Below are 20,603 nucleotides of genomic sequence, written 5' to 3'. Positions count from 1 at the left end.
CCCTTCCGTGCAGGGCGGTTATCACACTGCCCTGCCGTTTTCTTGCTCCTTATACTTTTTCGCTATTGATCGTCTGTCCGGTTATAAGGATATGCCGATTATGTATTTCCTTTCCGCCGGTCAGCGGGTAATGTGGTTTTATATTTAGTCTGATTATGAATAACCCTATAAGGAAAACCGATGAGTAAGATATATGAAGATAATTCGCTAACCATTGGTCACACACCGCTGGTGCGCCTCAAACATTTCGGTCACGGCAATATCCTGGCGAAAGTCGAATCCCGTAACCCGAGTTTCAGCGTCAAGTGCCGTATCGGCGCCAATATGATCTGGGACGCGGAAAAGCGCGGTATCCTGAAACCGGGTGTGGAACTGGTCGAGCCGACCAGCGGTAACACCGGGATTGCACTGGCGTATGTTGCTGCCGCCCGTGGTTACAAACTCACCCTGACCATGCCGGATACCATGAGTATCGAACGCCGCAAACTGCTGAAAGCCCTGGGTGCCAACCTGGTACTGACCGAAGGCGCGAAAGGCATGAAAGGCGCGATTGAAAAAGCCGATGAAATCAGCGCGTCTGATCCGTCCCGCTATATTGTGTTACAGCAGTTCAGCAACCCGGCCAACCCGGCGATCCATGAAAAAACCACCGGTCCGGAAATCTGGGAAGACACTGACGGCAATGTGGATGTTGTGGTTGCCGGTGTCGGTACCGGCGGCACCATCACCGGTATCGCCCGTTACCTGAAAAACATCAAAGGGAAAAAAGACGTCACTATCGTGGCCGTCGAGCCGGAAGGCTCCCCTGTCATCACCCAGGCACTGGCCGGGGAAGAGATCAAACCGGGCCCGCACAAAATTCAGGGTATCGGTGCCGGTTTTATCCCGGGTAACCTGGATCTGAGCCTGATTGACCGCGTCGAGCTGGTCAGCAACGAAGATGCTTTCGCCACCGCCCGTAAACTGATGGAGCGCGAAGGTATTCTCGCCGGTATTTCATCCGGTGCGGCGGTAATTGCTGCGGAACGTCTCGCGAAAGAAGATAAATTCAAGGGCAAAAATATCGTGGTGATCCTGCCGTCTTCCGGTGAACGTTATCTGAGTACTGCGCTGTTCGCCGATATCAGTGAAAACTGATCAACTGAACGGATTCAGTCCCCGCCCTGCCTGACCTCGAAAGCACCCGCAAAGGGTGCTTTTTTTGTGCAACGGATCAAAGTTTGACACTCTGCGGGATGATTTTTGTGCGGTTGTTTAGTATTAAAAAAGTAATTATTTCACAGCTCAAAATAATGACACCAAATACGTATGTCGAATCTTCGGGTTGTGCTATTTTACTTGCTCCGGCTATGATTACTGTTATATGTCTTAATATTAACCGCCGATAAAAAATTCCAAACATGAGGTAACGCTATGTATCAGCAAGAAGTCACCATTACTGCACCTAACGGTCTGCACACCCGTCCTGCGGCTCAGTTTGTCAAAGAAGCCAAAACTTTCGCTTCTGACATCACCCTGACTTCCGGCGGCAAAAGCGCCAGCGCCAAAAGTCTGTTCAAGTTACAGACTCTGGGTCTGACACAGGGCACCGTGGTGACTATCGCCGCAGAAGGTGAAGATGAGCAGAAAGCAGTAGAGCACCTCGTCAAACTGATGGGTGAACTGGAGTAATCTCCTTCCGCCCTCACCTGTCAGGATCCCCGGCCACCGTCTCATGCCGGGGATAGTCCGTTTCCGGGTACGCTCACGCAGCCCGCTGCTGTACGTCCCCCAGTAAACTCAAAGGTATTATTATGGTTTCAGGAATCTCTGTTTCACCGGGTATCGCTTTTGGTAAAGCGTTGTTACTCAAAGAAGAACCTATCATTATCAGCCAGAAGTCGATTTCTGCTGAGCAGATTGATGCTGAAATCCGGCGTTTCACTGAAGGCCGCGCCAAAGCGTCCGCACAGCTGAATGCCATCAAAGAAACCGCTGAAAAAAATCTCGGTGCGGAAAAAGCCGAAATTTTTGAAGGTCATATCATGCTGCTCGAAGACGAGGAGCTTGAAAATGAAATCACTGACATCATCAAAAGCAAAAAAACCGCCGATTACGCGGTACACCAGGTGATTGAAGAACAGGCCACCGCCCTGGAAGGTCTGGATGATGAGTATCTGAAAGAACGCGCGGCCGATGTCCGCGACATCGGTAACCGTCTGCTGAAAAATATTCTCGGCATGCCGATTATCGACCTCAGCGCCATCGCTGAGGAAGTGATTCTGGTTTCCAAAGACCTGACACCGTCCGAAACCGCACAGCTGAACCTGAAAAAAGTGCTGGGTTTTATCACCGATATCGGCGGCCGGACCTCCCACACTTCCATCATGGCCCGCTCTCTGGAAATCCCTGCCGTGGTCGGTACCGGGAATGCCACTGAAAATATCAAAAGTGATGATTACCTGATCCTGGATGCGGTCAACAACACCATTTATCTCAATCCGTCAGAAGAAGACATTGAGCGCATGAAAGAAGTGCGCGATGACTATCTGGCGGAAAAAGCCGAACTGGCAAAACTCAAAGATCTGCCTGCTGTCACCCTCGATGGTCACCAGGTGGAAGTCTGTGCCAACATCGGTACCGTGCGCGATATGCCGGGTGCCGAACGCAACGGCGCGGAAGGTGTCGGTTTATACCGCACCGAATTCCTGTTTATGGATCGCGACTCGCTGCCGACGGAAGAAGAACAGTTCCGCGCTTATAAAGAAGTCGCTCAGGCAATGCCGGATGAAGCCATTATTGTCCGCACCATGGACATCGGCGGTGACAAAGACCTGCCTTATATGAATCTGCCGAAAGAGGAAAACCCGTTCCTCGGCTGGCGTGCCATCCGTATCTGTCTGGATCGCCGTGAAATTCTCGACACCCAGCTGCGCGCGATTTTACGTGCCTCAGTTTTCGGAAAGCTGCGTATCATGTTCCCGATGGTGATTTCCGTCGAAGAAGTCCGCGAACTCAATAAGATAGTGGACGAAATGAAACAGCAGTTGCGGGATGAACAGAAACCTTTTGATGAAACTATTGAAGTTGGTATCATGGTGGAAACCCCGGCGGCAGCAGTTAATGCACGTCACATTGCAAAAGAAGTCGATTTTTTCAGTATTGGAACCAACGACCTGACGCAGTATACTCTGGCTGTGGATCGCGGAAATGAGCTGATTTCCCATCTCTACAACCCGATGTCTCCTGCGGTGCTGAACCTTATCAAACAAGTCATTGACGCTTCCCACGCGGAAGGGAAATGGACCGGAATGTGTGGTGAGCTGGCGGGTGATGAACGTGCAACTTTATTGTTGCTGGGCATGGGTTTAGATGAATTTAGTATGAGTTCTATTGCTATCCCGCGTATCAAGAAACTGATCCGCAATACGCATTATGAAGATGCGAAAGCACTGGCTGAACAGGCACTCGCTCAGCCGACGGCAACAGAACTGATGGCACTGGTGGAAACCTTCACCAAAGAAAAAACCCTGTGCTGAGAAAGCCAAATTCACGCCCGGTCCCGTATCAACATTTAGGAGAGTATTCATGGGTCTGTTTGACAAACTGAAGTCGCTGGTTTCGGATGATAAAAAAGACAGCGGCACGATTGACATCGTGGCGCCGCTGTCCGGTGAGATTGTGAATATCGAAGATGTGCCTGACGTTGTTTTCGCTGAAAAAATTGTCGGCGATGGCATTGCTATCAAACCGGCAGGGAATAAAATCGTTGCCCCTGTTGACGGTACAATCGGTAAAATTTTTGAAACTAATCACGCGTTCTCCATTGAATCGGACAGCGGGATTGAACTGTTTGTTCACTTCGGGATCGACACTGTTGAACTGAAAGGTGAAGGCTTCAAACGTATTGCGGAAGAAGGCCAGCGCGTACAAAAAGGCGACCTGGTACTTGAATTCGATCTGGCGCTTCTCGAAGAGAAAGCCAAATCCACCCTGACTCCGGTGGTTATCTCCAATATGGATGAAATCAAAGAGATGACCAAAATGACCGGTCCGGTCACTGTCGGCGAAACCGTTGTCATCAAAATCAAAAAATAACGGCTTCTGCATCACAGTCTGTACACTGAAAAACGGTTTCTGCGGAAGCCGTTTTTTTCGTCCGTTTTCCTTTGATTGATTAATTCTGTTGTATTATCCCCTGCCTGTTGTCCGGAAATTACCGGAAAAGTATTTCTCACCTCAGTGAAATGCGCTAACATGATCTCCCGTGACGGTCCGCAATTTACGCAGATTACGCACTGCCTGATACGGCCGGATCCGCCGGAACCACAGGCGGGATAAACGGGAAGTTTTCATTTTCGTTCGTCACAAAATGGTAATGCTATGGAATTTAATTCAGTTCAGACACAGCAAATAAAGCAGAACATGCGCCTGTTCACTGAGCGCCTGTATCCGAATGGTCATATCCCCGATGAGTTCGATGTTCAGTACCGTACGGACAATAACAACATACTGATTTATCAGAAACAACTCGTCTGCCCGTGCGGCACCCCGCAAACCATTGAAAAACAAATTGCCAGACTGACCTGGTCAGAAGCTGATGATAACTGGCAGCTTTTTTATGTGGATAACAACAAATGGCAGCCTTATCCGGACTGCCCTGCCGGTACACTGAGTGCACTGCTGAAACAGGTTCTGGATGATAAATCCGACCGTTTTATTTTCAGTTAGTCACCACATCACACAATTAAGCTCCGTTAAGGGGTTTATTTGTGAATTTTGATCGTTTTCACGTATAGTGCTCATTACGCAGGTTACTATTACTACTAACTTATTTGCCGGCTTTCAGATTGCGAGGTATGTATGTATAAAACGATTATAGTTCCAATCGATATTTCCGAAACCGGGCTGACCCGCGAGGTGATCCCGACGATTCAGACATTAGCCAAATTTGAAAATGCCAAAATTCACTTTATAGCGGTGATCCCGTCATTCTCTCACTTTGCCTCTTTCGGTATTGCCTATGCCGCAACTCTGCCGGAAAAAGATGAAATTCTGGACAGCGCCAAAGAACAACTGGCGAAGATGGTCAGTGATTTTAATCTGCCTGCAGAGCAGTTTGAACTGCATGTGGTTTCCGGCTCACCGAAAGATCAGATTCTGAAACTGGCGGATACTCTGGAAAGCGACCTGATTGTCATCAGCTCACGCCGCCCGGATATGTCCACCTATCTGCTCGGCTCCAACGCCGCAGCGGTTGTACGCTACGCCCATACCTCGGTTCTGGTTGTCCGCTGATACGCGGCAGCGCCTGACTGAACGCCCGTTTTAACGGGCGTTTGTTTCTTTATTTTCCTGCAATCAGCAAAGAATCACTGCCGGGTGTACCAGTCACGGATAACCGCGAGGATCTGCGCGGTATGCCGGTTTCCGTCTGTATCTTTAAAATAGTGATCCAGATTATCAAAGGTTCTGAATGTCACCACCGGGTTCTCCACCGCTTTCTGCATCTGCTTAAACGATGTGACACTGACATTGGTATCATTCAACGTCTGAATAACCAGCACCGGTTTTGTCTGCCCGTTCAGTACCTGCTGCGCATCCGCCGCCAGAAATTCGCGCCACCAGCGCATCCCGTGCTGGCTGACCAGCATATCGTTCTCCACCTCATTGCGTTTTACCGCATCAGTAAATGCCAGAAAACCGGCTAACTGAGACTCCTCAAGTGGCTGAGGACTATTGCGGAAGCTGTCCGTGACATCATCCAGGAAAAAGCGCCCTCCGCCATTAACAGCCACCACTGCGTCAACCGCCGGTGATGCCAGCGCAGTGTGTTCAGCAACAGTCGCCCCTTCACTGCCGCCCAGCAGCAGCACGGTGTCATACTCCCCTTTCAGACGGTCGAGCACCGCAGCATAGTCGCTGACCCGCACCGACAGAGAATCATTGAACATGGTTTCCGCCGGGCAGTCTGCCCGCTCACCATCGCGGTCATTAAAAGGCAGCGCATCGGTAATACCGTATTTCTCCACCAGCAGAATGTCATGGTCCGGGAACGCGCCACCGAAAGTATCCACCATAAAACGGTTGTTTTTAGCACTGTTACAATCAGAGCCCTGAATCAGCACCAGCAATTTGCGGGTGGGTTCCGCCTGCCGGTGCAGCAGGTAGTAATGAACAGCACTGCCATCCTGACGGGCAAGGTTTTCTGTCCGGACAGTCTCTTCCCCGGTATTTTGTGTTTCTGATGCCATTGCAGGCGCCATCAGCAGACAACCCAGCAGTGCACAGACGGCAGCCTTACGCATTCTTCATCCCTTCACATAAAACAGATAATTAAACAATGTGCGGAAACCGAGCTTCTGATACAGACTCAACCCTTCGGACGACGCTTCCAGATAACAATCCCCGATACACCGCTTCCGGCACAGTATCAGTGCATAATCCAGCAACAGTGTGGCATAGCCGTTGCCCTGATATGCAGGAACAGTTCCGAGATCATCAATCCGCGCGCCGTATTCTGACAACGACAGCGTGATGCAGCTGACCGGTTTCCCCTGACACAACAGAACAGCATGATACAGCTCAGCACCGTTTGCCATTGCCCGCTGATGATAGCTGATATAGTCACTGACGATACTAAAATCCGGAGCATCTTCCCCGTCATTCTCTCCCGCCGGAAAAGCGGCTTCCAGCGGCTCCGCCCACAACGAAAGCTGCTCATTTACCTCACGGATCTCACATCCGGCCGGAAGAACAGAGGACGGCAGCCACTCATCAACAGACAGATGCATAGCACTGGTTTCACCGTCCGCCTCATAACCCGCCGCCATAATCTGCGGGTGCAGTGTTTCTGCCGCGGATTTCTCTGCCACCAGGCAATGAGGTTTGTGATGTGGCATGAAAGGTTGCTGTGCCAGTGAGAACTCATTACTATCCGCACCGGCCTGCAGATAGATATAGTTAAAGACAGGCACCGGCAGCGGTGTCAGATAGCATTCTGCACGATCACTTACGGTGATGACATCCTGCGCGATACTGCGCCAGAAATGGCGCTCTGTCGCGCGGTAATTCTGTAAACTCATGGTGTCTCCGGAATGGTATAAGCATCGGCGGGATTTATTATCCCCACTCTATAATATAAGCCGTTATATACCTTATCGGAATGTTAAGACATTCCGGAGCCTGACACTCAGCCCCTGCGTATTGCCATAATCTGATGCACCACAATGCCCGCCAGCAATCCCCAGAAAGCTGAGCTGATACCCAGCAGCGTAATACCCGATGCCGTCAGCAGAAAACAGATAATCGCCGCATCCCGCCCTTTTTCATCTGCCAGCGACTGATGCAGGCTGTTCATCAGCGTGGTCAGCAGAGCAAGCCCAGCCAGGATCTGTATCAGAACCGCCGGAAAGGCATTGAACAGCATAAAAACCGCGCCGCCGAAAATCCCCGCCAGCAGATAAAATATCCCCGCCCAGACAGCTGCGGTATAACGCCGCGCCGGATCCGGGTGCACATCCGGTGCCATGCAAATCGCGGCGGTGATCGCCGCAATGCAGATACTGAACCCGCCCCACGGTGCCAGCAGGATAGCCGCCAGCGACGAGCAGCTCAGCAGCACAGAGGTGTGCGGCGGATAACCGTTAGCCTGTAAAATCGCAATCCCCGGCGCATTCTGCGAGGCCAGCGACACAATAAAAAACGGAATGCCGACACTGATCAGGGACGTCAGGGTAAATGACGGCATCACAAATTCCGGCAGCGCAAACACATTGCCGGCCCGGACAAAATGCAGATCGCCGCTCAGTCCGGTCACGGTGATACCGGTGATCAGGGCAGCAATAATAGCGTACAGCGGGAAAATCCGCCGCATCACCACATACGCGGCTATCATCGCGGCACACAGCACAAAGCTGGTATTCAGCGCACCGAACGCCGTCAGCCCGAAACGCAGCAGAATACCGGCCAGCATCGCCGAGGCCAGTGCGCGCGGGATATAATTCATCAGCCGGGCAAAAATACCGGTCACGCCACACAGAAACATCAGTCCGGAGGCAAAAATAAACACGCCGACGGCTTCATTGATGGTCACGCCGGACAAACTGGTTACCAGCAGCGCGATCCCCGGCGTAGACCAGGCGGTCAGCACCGGCATTTTATACCAGAGCGACAACCCGATCGTTGTCACCCCCATCCCGATCCCCAGCATCATCAGCCAGCCGCCGGTTTGTGCGGTATCAAGCCCCGCCACATCCAGCGCCTGCAGAATAATCGCCACTGAACTGGCATAGCCGACCAGCACCGCAACCAGGCCTGTCATCATCATTGCTGGAGAAAAGGCACGAAAAAATGTTAACTTACTCATAGGAACACACCATCGGATGTTATAGCAGACGATCGGACTCTATCACCGGATGCTATAACGGACAATGACATTTACCCGGAATAATGACAATTTATGCACGATATCACACCCGCTGTTGCAGAGACCTTTAAACAACTGCGTGCCGAACGCGGGCTGAGCCTCAGCCAGGCAGCACAACTGACCGGCGTCAGCAAAGCCATGCTCGGCCAGATTGAACGCGGCCAATCCAGCCCGACGGTATCCACGCTGTGGAAAATCGCCACCGGCTTCAATGTCGCTTTCTCTGTTTTTCTGGAAGGCGCACAGCCGCAGGTGCAGGCGGGGCTTCATTCGTTTGCAACACTGCCGGTCTTTGAACAGACCCGCTCCGGGATGCGTGTCACACCGCTGATCCCGTTTGATGATGAACTGAAAACGGATTTACTGAAGATTGACCTGCTGCCGGGGGCGCTCAGTGAATCCGGCCCTCATGAACCCGGGGTTATCGAACATGTCATTATGCTGGAAGGTGCATTACAACTGCGGCTGGGGGATGAGTGGCATACCGTTTCTGCCGGGGAATCCCTGCGCTTTTATGCGGATATCCCGCACGCTTACGCCAATCCCGGTAAGACCATTGTGACACTGCATAATCTGATCCATTACCCGCGTCCGGCGGACAAATAAAAAAGCGGGGTATAATAAATATACCCCGCTTTGACTTAACGGATCGTCTTACTTTATTTGTAAAATAAAACCAAAATAAATACGTGTTCAGCTTAACTTATTATATATCATCCTTATACCAACCGGGATGATATGTTTATACTGAACAGAAAAGCATGCCATTCAGAATACTATCTTCTGTTATATATGGCGGTTTATTTATTGTTTAATTAAACACACTCAGGCATATCGCTATGCTGTCGTGATGTTTTCACTGGTGTTGTTACTACTACCTTTACGGCATTTTGGTGTTGTTCCAAATGACTGTCGCAGCAGTCTTTCTTGTGTCTTAAATACTATTATTATTATATCTGGTGTTATTAATATTATTGTTACTGCTTATTTTATTATTATTGCTGTTAGTCTTTGCTGTTTCCTTTTTTATTAAGGGTATTACCAAACTGCGGGGGCATTATCGTACAGTGATCCTGAACCATTCTGAAATGAAATTACAGATTACGGTTAAAATATAAAAAAAACCACCATTCCTGCCGGATACGGTGGCTTAAATACAGAATTAATTAACTTATTTCAGTATGTTGTCACACATCATCTGAAGTGTATTAATAAACCTTGCTGCATGAAAACCATCACAGACTGCATGATGAACCTGTACAGAAACAGGTAATAGTACGCGGTCACCTTCCTGCTGAAACTTTGCCATCGTAAAAACCGGGGCAAAGTAATCATCATTTCCGGTGATATTCAGATTAAATCCGTCAAAACTTACCCAGGGTAATGATGATATATTCAGGTGATTCTCCGGTAAATTTCCCTGCGGAAACAATCCGGTATCATGCTGATGTTCTGCTGTTACCGCATTATAACCTGCCATAAACTCGCTGAGATCCGGAAAATAACGGCAGGACAGTACGGAGAATGTTTCGGTTTCTTTATGAAAGACAGTAAAAACCGGGTCTGACTGATCCCAGTAAATCAGTTCATTGTCTTTCATTGCCATCCGGAACTCCGGAAACTGATTAACAGCCCGGGAGATCAGGTAAATCATCAGCGGATAAAACTTATAACCGGTTTCCGTCAGTGCGGTACGCGAAGCGGTAATATCGAGTTTGGTGGTCAGGCTGAATCCGCATTTAATCTGCTGACGATAAAGGGCAAAATGTTCCCTGCGATTCCAGGTATTCAGGTCAATCCGGGTAAAATTCATGGTTATTCCTTCTGATTAATAGTGAAAAATATTAATAATCAGAAGGCAGTCTGGTTGTCTCAATGGGTAACATTCCGTCCTCCGTAAGCTGTCTGGTATTCAGTAATAATACCCGATACGGGCTTAATCTGTATTAAGCCCGGCTTTATTTATTCCGGCCAGTCATCCGCAAACACATAGCGGATCAGTTCTGCGGATTCACGGGGCGGTGCTCTCAGCACATCCACCATTAAATCAATTTCCATCTGACAGGTTTGCAGCTTGTCTTCCGCCAGTACATACGGATCATCCGTCAGGAAACTATCGCCGTATTTATCCACCGACCCCTGTATTTGTGCCGAAAATAATGACTGAATTTCATCCGCAGAATAATGTGCAACCGGAGCCCCTTCACCGGCTGAATTCACCAGATCCAGTAACGCTCTGTTACCGATAATAAAGTCACGGTACCCGGCGGAAGCCTTTTTCATATCCGGCGGGCCTGATACTTCCGGATGCAGTACACGAAAGCAGAAGTCACCGGAGGTATCCTGCGCCAGTGCTTTCTGCAAAAATTCCAGCCGCATTTTCCCGTAATTAATCACCGCGTCATCCCCCGCGAGATAAAGCAGTTTTTTAATATTTTCGGTGGCCCACTGCTGCAGGCGCATATAGTACTCTTCCCGTTTTTTCGAACCCTTACCCGCATTTCTGAAATCGGCAAAAAAGGCCCCGGACATAACGGGATCAACCTGATTGATGGCTTTTAGTGTCGGTACCATCTCAAGAACCTGAGTTTTTATCTGTTCATTTTTTTCCACCACCGCACTTTTAATAAAAAATACAAAAAACAGCGCAATCAGTGACAGATAAACTATTTTCTTCCGGCTGATCACAATTTTGTTGGTAATAATTAATATAATCAGCAGGATAATCAGAAAAATAATCAGTACAGAAATCACAAAATAAACGGACATTCATCTCTCCGGTACAGGGGGACCATTCAGGCAGACAATTATTTTTTAGTCAGATATTGGCAATAAAATAGGATCAGCCCGTGAGAACAGAAGATCTGTCCGGTTGAAACAATTCTCTGAAAATTCGTTTATTCATCCGGCATTCCATCCCGGTAACTATTTTCCCTGATGACCAATATATGCCACCGGAACACGCTATTCTGAGAAAACTGTCACTAATCTGTTTTATTCCGCAAACAGAAAACCACCGGATGAGCGGTGGTTTTCTGTACTTATTGATATCTTACTCCCCCCGCTGCTTAATGCAGGTCTCTTTTATTTTTTGTATATTATTTTTCAGGGAGACCTGATGTTCTTTGGGAAAATAACTGTAATCCAGTGAAATATAAAAACGGGCGTTACGCATCATGACAAATAAACTGATTTCATTTTCTTCGGATTTATAAATAAAATGTTCTTCGTCTGCTTTTTTGCTTTCCAGTATTGAGGGTTTCCCATATTCCGCTTCAAGATTGTGCTGTAATTCTTTCAGCAGTGTCTGATATGCCGCTTCATCATCTGTGGAATAAAAATAACCAATACCGACCAGCCCGCTGAAATCCGGCTGTCCGTACTGTGGTAAGAAGCGGAATTCGTACTCCCCCGCTTCATTTAATCCGCCGGAAAATGTTTTAGACGTCACTTTAGTCAGCGGGCAGACATATTCACTGTTATCCGTTTCAGACTGACTACCGAGCCGTGGTACCAACGCCTCTTCCGTCATTCCCCAGGTCAGACCGAAAGGAGCTGCATAACGCTCACCTTGTCCGTTATCCGCTGCTTTTGTTTTATCACAGGCACCCAGTAATAGTGACGCTGCAACCAATGCAGAAATTATCGTTATTTTTTTCATTGTTCAGTATATCCGCTGATTTAATGATGACGTTATCCCGCCATATTTGACTTATCATTTAATCCGGCTGTTTTCCGGCAACAAACAATATCAATCCTGAATAAAAGTACCAGCAAAAAATAAAGCCTCCGTAAAGGAGGCCCGTATCAGATCCCGGTGTTTTTATTGGCGTAAAAACGGCAGTACTACATCCATCAGTTGTTCAGGACACTCTTCCGTCACAAAATGACCGCATTCACTGAGTATCGCGCCCTGCAAATTCACCGCTCTTCCCTGCATTGTCAGCTGCGGGGCATCACGGGTCGCGTGATCAGCACCGATGGCCAGAACCGGCATAGTCAGTTTTTTCTCTGCCCGCCGCTTATTCTGCGCGATGGTCTGCGGAATAGCCCGGTAATAGGCAAACCCGGCACGCAGTCCGCCCGGAGAAGAATAGGCATCGATATACGTCTGTGCGGCAACGCGGTCACGGCAGTATGCCCAGTGGTCAAAAATAAAATTCAGATACTCCCGCTCTTTACCGGCGGCCAGCGTTTCCGGTAAATCCTGAACCTGATTAAACATAAAGTGCCAGAGGAAAATATTCTCCTCCGGATCAACAAAAATACCCGGAGCCGGTGCCAGACCCGGAATAACAGCCTCGGTCAGGACGATTTTTTTAATATCTGCCGGATAGTCACCGGCCAGCGCATAACCGACCCACATCCCGATATCATGACCAACTACCGAATAGGTTTTATAACCCAGCTGATTCATCATGGTATGTAACGTTGTGGCCACCGCACCGGTATCATAGCCACTGTCCGGCCGGGCAGAAAAACCGGTTCCCGGCGGATCCACCGCTATCGCCATATATCCCTGTGCTGCCAGCCCTGTCATCACATAACGCCATGTGTACCAGGTCTGCGGCCAGCCGGGGATCAGCAACACCGGTTCGCCTTTTCCCGCCGTCACATAATGTATCCGCTGCCCCGCCACATCCGTATAGTGATGCTGAAAATCCGCCTCATTCACCTGTGCTGTTACCGGCGGTTTCGGTGTATTCTCCGCAAGCACATTATTGTGGATTGCGAAAGTCATTACCGCTGCCAGTAATACCTTACCGAATAATGTATTCATACCTGTTCCGTATAAGTCATAAGTTAAAAAGTCTCCGCAGCAGCCCGTCAAAACGGATGTTGCCTGCAACGAAATTCAATTATTTGTCGATCGACAATTAATAGGTTAACGAGATATCCAAATCTTTGTCAATCACTAAAAAATAATTCTTTGTTAAACGATAAAGAACTGGTAGCATTTGCCTCAGATAAACTATACGGAGAAAATATGATGGCCGGCAGACCACGGGAATTTGATCGCGAAGTTGCATTACGCAAGGCTGAACAGGTGTTCTGGCAGCGCGGTTATGAAGGAACATCCATGTCTGATCTGGTTGCGGCGCTGGGTATTGCATCCGCCCGGATCTATGCGGCCTTCGGGTCGAAAGAAAATCTGTTCCGGGAGGCGATAGCCCTTTATCTGGCGGAAGAAGGTGCATTTGCGGATGCGGCGCTGAAAGAGCCGGATACCCGCAGTGCTATCAAAAAGCTGCTTACCGGTGCCGTTGATACCTACACCCGGGATGACCGGCCGCACGGCTGTATGGTGGTGCTGTCACTGACCAATTATTCTGCTGATAATGAAGCCATTATGCACTGGCTGGCAGACCACCGCCGGGAACGGACAAGCGGGATCATACAGCGTCTGCGCCGGGGGGCTGAGTCCGGTGATTTACCGGAACATACGGATACACAGGCACTCGGGGACTATGTGGCAACACTGCTGCACGGAATTTCTGTCCAGGCTCGGGATGGTGTCAGCCGTGACCGCCTGCTGGCCATGACAGAGATTGCCATGCACATGTTTGATCTCATGACCGCCTCACCGGCCACACACTGAATCTGTTTCTGTCTGCAGGAGAATCTCTGATGTCCTCTTCCGTCCGCCCGATCTGCACATGGCTTTCCGCCTCCCAGCCCGCATCCGGTGAAGCATTTCCGTTTCCGCCGGATATGCCGGCCATCACCGGCAATCAGACACTCCGGCAGTCATTGCGTATCAGCACAGGCGGGCAGAAACTGCAGCTGGTGTTTTCCAACCGCTACGGCACACAGCCACTGGTGACAGGTGAAAGTTATCTCTCCGTTCCCGGCCAGTACCGTGCAATACCGGTCACCTTTGGCGGACAGCAGGGTGCGGTGATCCCTGCCGGTGATATCCTGTGCAGTGATGAAATTGCACTGCATGTTCCGTCATTATCGGAGCTCACGCTGAGGACCTTCCTGCCGGAGCCGGTACCACTTAATACCTTCCACTGGGATGCCCGTCGTTTCTCTTTACTGGAACCGGGTAACCGGACGCGACAGGAAGAGGCCGGAAACGGCGAGGCTGTCAGTTCCCGTCTTTTACTTGAAAGCGTGCTGATTCAGCCGGAATCAGAAGCCCGCACACTCGTGGTGATCGGCGATTCAATGGTTGACGGCAACGGCGTGGACATGGACACCTATGGCCGCTGGACTGATTATCTGGCAGAACGTTTTATTGACGAAAACATTGCCGTGGTGAATGCCGGACAATCAGGTTCGCGCCTGCTGAAAGACGGCATCGGCATCAGTACATTATCGCGGTTTGAGCGTGATGTGCTGATGCAACCCGGTGTTACCGCCTGTATCGTGCAGGTCGGATTAAATGATATCGGCCTGGCGGGAACCGATTTGGACCCGGCGGGTTCTGTGCCTTCGGCAGCGGATGTGATTACGGGATTCCGGCAATTGCTGACCATGGCGCGGGGAAAAAATATCCGTATGACCGTCGTCACCCTGGTACCACTACGCGGAACCGGTGAGTATGGTATGACCGGTTTTTATTCACCGGAAAAAGAGGCTGTACGGCAGGATATAAACCACTGGATGCGCACAAGCGGCGAGTTTGATGCTGTTATTGACAGCGACCGGCTGGTACGCGACCCGGTCAGTCCTCAGCAGCTCAGTACGGACTATGATTCAGGGGATCACCTTCATCTTAATAATAAAGGACACCGGCTGGTTGCACAGTCTGTCCCGCTGACGGTTATCCGGCCCTGATATCAGAAAGCCCCGCTGTTTCAGCGGGGCTTCGGGTATAATCGCTAACTCTTTGATAAGTAATGGTGCCGGATACCGGATTCGAACTGGTGACCTTTTCATTACGAAACCGAAGATTTATTAAAATACAACACGTTACACCGCATCTTTTCTCGCTCTCACGTACCAAGATGCATAAAGTTACCTGCTGATACGCAAGCATGCAAAATGTTCCGCGTCCCAAACTCGTCCCAATATCCCTTCCCCTGCTATACTCCCATCATCACCCACCACTCCGAAACCAACATGCACAACATAGCCAACCTGCCCCAAGACGAAAAAGACAAAATTAATGCCGATTTAGCCGCATCCGGTATCGCGTACAAAGAAAGGGTTGGACTGCCGTATGATCTGTACGAAACAGAAAACCAGCAGCCCGAGCATTTACGCCCGTACTTCAGAGAGAGGCTGGAGCACTACAGGGAGATCGGGAAAAGGCTTCCGCGTGGGTTCGAGTATGAGAAGGAGTGATTATTCCACGTTCATGCTGACCTATCTTTACAGGAATGGTAAACTCACGCATCAATTTTCGTTATAGATCAAATGTGATGATTCAACTGTTTGCCAGATACTTTTCAGTCGGCGTTATCAACACCCTGCTTCACTGGGTTGTCTTTGCTGCACTGGTCTACTTAGCCAGCACAACACAGGCGACAGCTAACCTGATCGCGTTCATTGTCGCTGTCACCTTCTCGTTTTTTGCCAACGCAAAGTTCACTTTCAAGAAAAAGGCTACTGGTGGCCGCTATGTAGCCTTTGTGGGGTTCATGGGTGTGCTTAGTTACCTGACCGGCTTCATCGCGGATAAAGTCAATGCCGCACCTATTATCACCTTGGTGGCGTTTTCAGCCATCAGCCTGGTGCTCGGATTTCTTTACTCAAAATTATTTGTTTTTAAAGGCATGGAATAATGAAAATATCATTAGTCGTCCCGGTATTTAATGAAGAAGAAGCAATACCTATCTTCTACAAAACTGTCCGTGAAAATGAAGAACTAAAAAAGCATGAAGTCGAAATCATCTTCATCAATGACGGTAGCAAGGATTCAACAGAAGGTATCATCAATGCACTGGCTATTGCAGACAACCTGGTTAAGCCACTGAGCTTCACGCGTAACTTTGGCAAAGAACCCGCTCTGTTTGCTGGCCTCGACCACGCTACGGGCGATGCTGTTATCCCCATAGATGTTGACCTGCAAGACCCTATCGATGTCATCCCTGTTCTCATTGAGAAATGGCAGGAAGGTGCTGACGTTGTTCTGGCAAAACGCACAGACCGCTCAACCGATGGATGGTTAAAACGAAAAACAGCTGAGTGGTTCTATAAGCTTCACAATAAAATCAGTACCCCGAAAATCGAAGAAAACGTTGGTGATTTCCGGCTGATGTCGCGTGAGACAGTAGAAAACATCAAGCTGCTGCCAGAGCGTAACCTGTTCATGAAAGGTGTTCTGTCATGGGTCGGCGGTAACGTTGATATTGTGGAATACACCCGCGCCGAACGCTCAGCAGGTGAATCGAAATTTAATGGCTGGAAGCTGTGGAATCTCGCACTTGAAGGCATCACCAGCTTCTCCACTTTCCCGCTCCGCATGTGGACATACATCGGCCTGTTTGTTGCCGCGCTGTCATTTGTGTACGGTGGATGGATGATCATCGATAAGCTCATATGGGGCAACCCAGTGCCAGGATATCCGTCACTGCTTGTGTCTATTTTGTTCCTGGGTGGTATCCAGTTAATCGGGATAGGTGTGCTTGGTGAGTATATTGGCCGAATTTATACTGAAAGTAAAAAGCGTCCTAAATATTTGTTGAAAAGGAAGTAAGATGAATATTCTTTCATACACAGATAAAGAACTAAGTGAAAAAAAATTTCTATCTTTCTTGTCTGCTTGTTTTTTTTATTTATACATTCCCATTGATTATATCAGATATTTATTATCTGGATGATCTTGGAAGGGCAATAGATGGGCACGGATGGGATCATGATGCTCGATATTTAACAAATATCATATATTCAGCATTAACATTCGGTGGGTTGGTGATAAACATATCTCCATACCCATTGATTATATCTCTATTATTCTTTTCATTATCATCAGTTTATTTGACAAGAATATTTTCCATAAAGAGGAACATAGTTTCTGTACTATTTTGTTCGTTACTTATGACAAGTCCGTTTTATATAGAGAATCTATCTTATAAATTCGATTCTTTATCTATGTCTATAAGTATATTTTTATGTGTGTACGCAATATATTTAACATCAATATGTAATATAAAATCTCTACTGCTATCAGCCATCATATTATCGGCAGTGATGTTTTTATATGAACCAAGTTTAGGGATATTCATAACGCTTTCAATATCACTATTCATTAGCAACTCACTGTTTCAAACAAAAAAGGTTTCATTATATAAAGTAACTACACATCAAGTAATCTCTGTTTGCCTAGCATTATTTTCATGGAAAATAGGTAGTAAAATTTTAGACTACCCAGTAAGACAGACAATATACTCATCACCTGATAGGTTCTCCGCATTTAAAGAAAAGCTATCTATATTCTTAGATAACATGAATGTTGTTTTCAGTGATAGATTCATGGTCGCGTACTCTTTACTATTATTGCTTTCGTTTATATCAATACTTACACTTGTTGCTAAATTAATAAAAGAAAGTAATATTAGAACATATGCTCCAATAATCACCGTAATTATTATATCATTGCCAGTATTCATTATAATGATTCAGGGTTTTTCATTTTTTGCTATGCGGAAAACAGACCCTTTTGGTTATGCTCCACGCGTGTTTATTGGGTTTGGCGCATCGATGTTAGCCATAGCTGTTTTTTTAATGAAATCTGATTTCATATCACAAAAAATAAAGCTCATAGCATTTTTAATGCCATTTATATATTCCCTAACGCTAATGTCTACTTACTGCAATTCATTTGGCTCTCAGATGAGGATTCTTGACATTATTTCTGCCAATTTATCAAGAGACTTGGTTGATAATGACCTCGTTGGTAAAAACATGGTTATCTCTGGAAAAATGCCAAACTCCAATGAGTTGAACTTCTCAGGAAAGGAAAACCCAATAATATTTAAGTTAGTTCAAACACCAATGCATAATGAGTGGAGCTGGGGATATAGGCAATTAATAACTTTATATAGTCTTCCAGCACTATACCCTAGTGAAGATGAAATGAACATTTCAAATAAAGAAAAATGCTCATTTAATGTAGTCAGTAAAAACATATACTATACTATTTTAGTGCCTAAAAATGGTAACTTTTTTGTTTTAGATTTCGATAGGAATTGTAAGTAAAAAATAAGCCCATCACTATGATGTGATGGGCTAAAAATCATACGCAAATGATCTCTATGATAAAAATAGCACCAGTTGGAACTTCACTTAGCGGCGACACTTCGCCCCCGCCTGGTTTCCTTATATAAAAATTAGCCTTACCAGTTGATGATTGAGATAAATTATAAAATGGCTGTATTGAATACCCGTTCGTGTTGTTTGTGTCTTGACAGATAATATAAGGTATTTGAAACCCGCCAAACCCTCTATCGTAATTAACAATCAAGGAATACGAATCATTTGGGTCTTTTTCTACACCATTAATTCCGAAAGGTATTCTATATGATTTTTCAATTTCATAATTTCCGCCTCCGGTATGCCTTATCGCGCAAATTCTACGATGAAGTATTGGATTTTGCTCTTTTGATTTGTAAAGTAACTGATACGAGTTCTCAGGAGATGAAAATAATACGTGTTTTAGAGCCATATTTCCTGAAATGAAATTATCTCTACCGTCAGAACCTTTGACTATTACGGCATCACTTGGTTTGGTTGTGTACCCATCGTAGTCCCAAGCAAAGAATTCAATTTTATTTTGTCCAGCGCCATCTATATACACCGCCTCTTTTGAGTCATTCATCCACTGTTGGACAAAGTCAATTTGTATCTCAGCGATCTGCGTGTTATATGGGTATGCCCCCGCCGCAAGTGGCACACATATAATTTCCACCCCGCGCCTAGCGCTGGCAATTTTCAAATTTCTGAATTGGCATGATGTTATCCATGACCCTCCGTCGCTTAGAGATACGCTGCCTACATCAGATGGCTGTGGTTGAAATGCCTTAACTGACAACCCTATATTGCAATACTCGAGAGACAGATTGTTAAATACCCCCCATGAAATACTATTCCATTTATACGGATTTGATGGATCTGTTTCCCTTCCTCCGTCATTACTTAAATCAGCTCTTAACTCTAGGGCTGTCCCTGAATGATCTGCATAATTACCAACCAAATTAACATTTGAAATAGTAAGATTTCTTATTGCCTTATTACCCTTAACTAAAGCAACCGCATGATTCCAAGCTAATAAATTGTTATCAACTGCAATCCTAGCTTTATTTCCATATCCAACTGTACTGAACTCAATGCTATTTTCTTCAAATACAAACCAGTCATCACGCAGAGACCTGTTAATAAATTGTGCGCCTGGAGAAAAACGGAAGTTCTTTTTAACCTTAACCTGACTGTTGCAATCAAATGACATTTTAGGGATCAGGATGGTGTTTACTGCCACAATTTCCTGAAGGCCAACCAGAATAGCGCCGATATCAGCATTCGCCTGAGCGCCAACAGAGAGGATATCAACTCCGCTTGTAACATCCAGTGTTGCTGTCAGTCCGTTATCCAGAATGACGTTTACCAGCGTGTCTGGCTGATTATTTGTGATTGTGTAAATTCCTTCACCACCATCCCCCGGAGAGTAATATCCGCGAGTTTTTACCGTAGCCCCAAGTGGCAGTGATGTCTCCGCTACCATTTCAGCGACATTATCGAAGACGCGAAGGTAGTTTTCTGTCAGGCCACCAACAAAGGTGAACCCGTTATCCGCTTTCAAATCAGTTCTCAGGTTAGCTCCGCCGATATCAATCCACCCCCCTTTACCGATACCACCTGTTGATTCGGGAGTTGAGCCAGCCGTAACAACCTTAGGCAAATCACCATCCCAGCGATAATATTCACCGGTGGTTTCATCACGCAGAATCTGATTACGCTGGGTGATCTCATTGTTTGGCAGTTGCGCACCCTGCTGAAAACTATCAACGGTGATGTAACCAGCTGAAATTATTGCCTGATTCATATCGACTTTGAATCGCAAAACAAGCTGGTCGAACATCCATTTCATGCCTTCGATAGTCATATGGCAGCGGCCAAACCGGTCTTTATATTCGTGTTCCAGCGATGTCACGAACTCGTCAATTTTGCCTGAGTTAAATTTCAGGTCGCGCGGTGCTTCACTCGGTACTGCATTTTGAGTAGGGATAGTAGCCATGTGCCTTTTCTTCCA

The 20,603-nt window shown here is 47.3% G+C and carries 21 protein-coding genes; 13 read left to right on the top strand and 8 right to left on the bottom strand.

What is annotated here, in order from left to right:
- Positions 1-180 precede the first annotated feature (180 nt).
- From cysK to uspF, 6 genes are all read left to right on the top strand, one after another.
- Positions 181-1,137 (top strand): cysteine synthase A, encoded by a 957-nt coding sequence (cysK, locus tag JL661_RS05460; RefSeq protein ID WP_004240255.1) that lies wholly within the window; start codon positions 181-183, stop codon positions 1,135-1,137.
- A gap of 276 nt (positions 1,138-1,413) precedes the next feature.
- Positions 1,414-1,671 carry a phosphocarrier protein Hpr gene (ptsH, locus tag JL661_RS05455; RefSeq protein WP_004240254.1) on the top strand — a complete coding sequence of 86 codons (258 nt, stop codon included), beginning with the start codon at positions 1,414-1,416 and terminating at the stop codon, positions 1,669-1,671.
- Between the two features lie 122 nt (positions 1,672-1,793).
- Positions 1,794-3,518: a phosphoenolpyruvate-protein phosphotransferase PtsI gene (gene ptsI / locus JL661_RS05450; RefSeq protein WP_004240253.1), complete on the top strand. Its 1,725-nt coding sequence runs from the start codon at positions 1,794-1,796 to the stop codon at positions 3,516-3,518.
- A gap of 49 nt (positions 3,519-3,567) precedes the next feature.
- Complete coding sequence (crr, locus tag JL661_RS05445; RefSeq protein ID WP_004240252.1) at positions 3,568-4,077, top strand: PTS glucose transporter subunit IIA; 510 nt, start codon at positions 3,568-3,570, stop codon at positions 4,075-4,077.
- 285 nt (positions 4,078-4,362) lie between these two features.
- On the top strand, positions 4,363-4,710 hold the full coding sequence (locus tag JL661_RS05440; protein WP_004240248.1) for a DUF3024 domain-containing protein: 348 nt from the start codon (positions 4,363-4,365) through the stop codon (positions 4,708-4,710).
- Between the two features lie 132 nt (positions 4,711-4,842).
- A complete protein-coding gene (gene uspF, locus JL661_RS05435; protein ID WP_004240247.1) occupies positions 4,843-5,277 on the top strand; it encodes a universal stress protein UspF in 435 nt (144 codons plus the stop codon).
- A gap of 74 nt (positions 5,278-5,351) precedes the next feature.
- Here uspF and JL661_RS05430 read toward each other — a convergent pair whose 3' ends face one another.
- The 3 genes from JL661_RS05430 to JL661_RS05420 all read right to left on the bottom strand — a co-directional run bounded on the left by JL661_RS05430 (position 5,352) and on the right by JL661_RS05420 (position 8,347).
- A complete protein-coding gene (locus JL661_RS05430) occupies positions 5,352-6,287 on the bottom strand; it encodes an alpha/beta fold hydrolase (RefSeq protein WP_004903997.1) in 936 nt (311 codons plus the stop codon).
- Positions 6,288-6,290: 3 nt separating this feature from the next.
- Entirely contained in the window at positions 6,291-7,064 is a 774-nt protein-coding gene (locus JL661_RS05425) for a GNAT family N-acetyltransferase (protein ID WP_004903996.1), read from the bottom strand.
- Positions 7,065-7,171: 107 nt separating this feature from the next.
- Entirely contained in the window at positions 7,172-8,347 is a 1,176-nt protein-coding gene (locus JL661_RS05420; protein ID WP_206426455.1) for a benzoate/H(+) symporter BenE family transporter, read from the bottom strand.
- Between the two features lie 93 nt (positions 8,348-8,440).
- Here JL661_RS05420 and JL661_RS05415 point away from each other — a divergent pair, with 93 nt between their 5' ends.
- A complete protein-coding gene (locus JL661_RS05415; RefSeq protein ID WP_004903993.1) occupies positions 8,441-9,013 on the top strand; it encodes a helix-turn-helix domain-containing protein in 573 nt (190 codons plus the stop codon).
- 565 nt (positions 9,014-9,578) lie between these two features.
- Here the strand turns inward: JL661_RS05415 and catA are convergent.
- From catA to JL661_RS05395, 4 genes are all read right to left on the bottom strand, one after another.
- Positions 9,579-10,220 (bottom strand): type A chloramphenicol O-acetyltransferase, encoded by a 642-nt coding sequence (catA, locus tag JL661_RS05410; RefSeq protein WP_004903992.1) that lies wholly within the window; start codon positions 10,218-10,220, stop codon positions 9,579-9,581.
- 149 nt (positions 10,221-10,369) lie between these two features.
- Complete coding sequence (locus JL661_RS18300) at positions 10,370-11,176, bottom strand: hypothetical protein (protein WP_225310056.1); 807 nt, start codon at positions 11,174-11,176, stop codon at positions 10,370-10,372.
- 283 nt (positions 11,177-11,459) lie between these two features.
- Complete coding sequence (locus JL661_RS05400) at positions 11,460-12,068, bottom strand: hypothetical protein (RefSeq protein WP_032098806.1); 609 nt, start codon at positions 12,066-12,068, stop codon at positions 11,460-11,462.
- A gap of 162 nt (positions 12,069-12,230) precedes the next feature.
- Entirely contained in the window at positions 12,231-13,187 is a 957-nt protein-coding gene (locus JL661_RS05395; RefSeq protein WP_062772941.1) for an alpha/beta fold hydrolase, read from the bottom strand.
- Between the two features lie 210 nt (positions 13,188-13,397).
- Between JL661_RS05395 and JL661_RS05390 the strand changes: the two genes are divergently transcribed.
- The 6 genes from JL661_RS05390 to JL661_RS05365 all read left to right on the top strand — a co-directional run bounded on the left by JL661_RS05390 (position 13,398) and on the right by JL661_RS05365 (position 18,556).
- On the top strand, positions 13,398-14,006 hold the full coding sequence (locus tag JL661_RS05390) for a TetR/AcrR family transcriptional regulator (protein WP_036415943.1): 609 nt from the start codon (positions 13,398-13,400) through the stop codon (positions 14,004-14,006).
- Positions 14,007-14,035: 29 nt separating this feature from the next.
- The gene (locus JL661_RS05385; protein WP_062772938.1) at positions 14,036-15,190 is read left to right on the top strand and encodes an SGNH/GDSL hydrolase family protein; all 1,155 of its coding nucleotides are present in this window, start codon (positions 14,036-14,038) and stop codon (positions 15,188-15,190) included.
- Between the two features lie 285 nt (positions 15,191-15,475).
- On the top strand, positions 15,476-15,700 hold the full coding sequence (locus tag JL661_RS05380; protein ID WP_062772935.1) for a DNA polymerase III subunit theta: 225 nt from the start codon (positions 15,476-15,478) through the stop codon (positions 15,698-15,700).
- A 77-nt stretch (positions 15,701-15,777) separates the two neighbouring features.
- Positions 15,778-16,140: a GtrA family protein gene (locus tag JL661_RS05375; RefSeq protein WP_024472895.1), complete on the top strand. Its 363-nt coding sequence runs from the start codon at positions 15,778-15,780 to the stop codon at positions 16,138-16,140.
- A complete protein-coding gene (locus JL661_RS05370) occupies positions 16,140-17,054 on the top strand; it encodes a glycosyltransferase family 2 protein (RefSeq protein WP_062772933.1) in 915 nt (304 codons plus the stop codon). Before JL661_RS05375 ends, JL661_RS05370 begins: the two co-directional genes overlap by 1 nt.
- A gap of 35 nt (positions 17,055-17,089) precedes the next feature.
- Entirely contained in the window at positions 17,090-18,556 is a 1,467-nt protein-coding gene (locus JL661_RS05365; protein ID WP_218481029.1) for a glucosyltransferase domain-containing protein, read from the top strand.
- Between the two features lie 37 nt (positions 18,557-18,593).
- Here JL661_RS05365 and JL661_RS05360 read toward each other — a convergent pair whose 3' ends face one another.
- Entirely contained in the window at positions 18,594-20,588 is a 1,995-nt protein-coding gene (locus tag JL661_RS05360) for a tail fiber/spike domain-containing protein (RefSeq protein ID WP_062772924.1), read from the bottom strand.
- Positions 20,589-20,603: the final 15 nt, after the last annotated feature.

It is taken from the genome of Morganella morganii (assembly GCF_019243775.1).
GTDB lineage: Bacteria > Pseudomonadota > Gammaproteobacteria > Enterobacterales > Enterobacteriaceae > Morganella > Morganella morganii.
The sequence above is the reverse complement of the archived record's forward strand: the minus strand, read 5'-3'. Positions and strand labels throughout refer to the sequence as shown.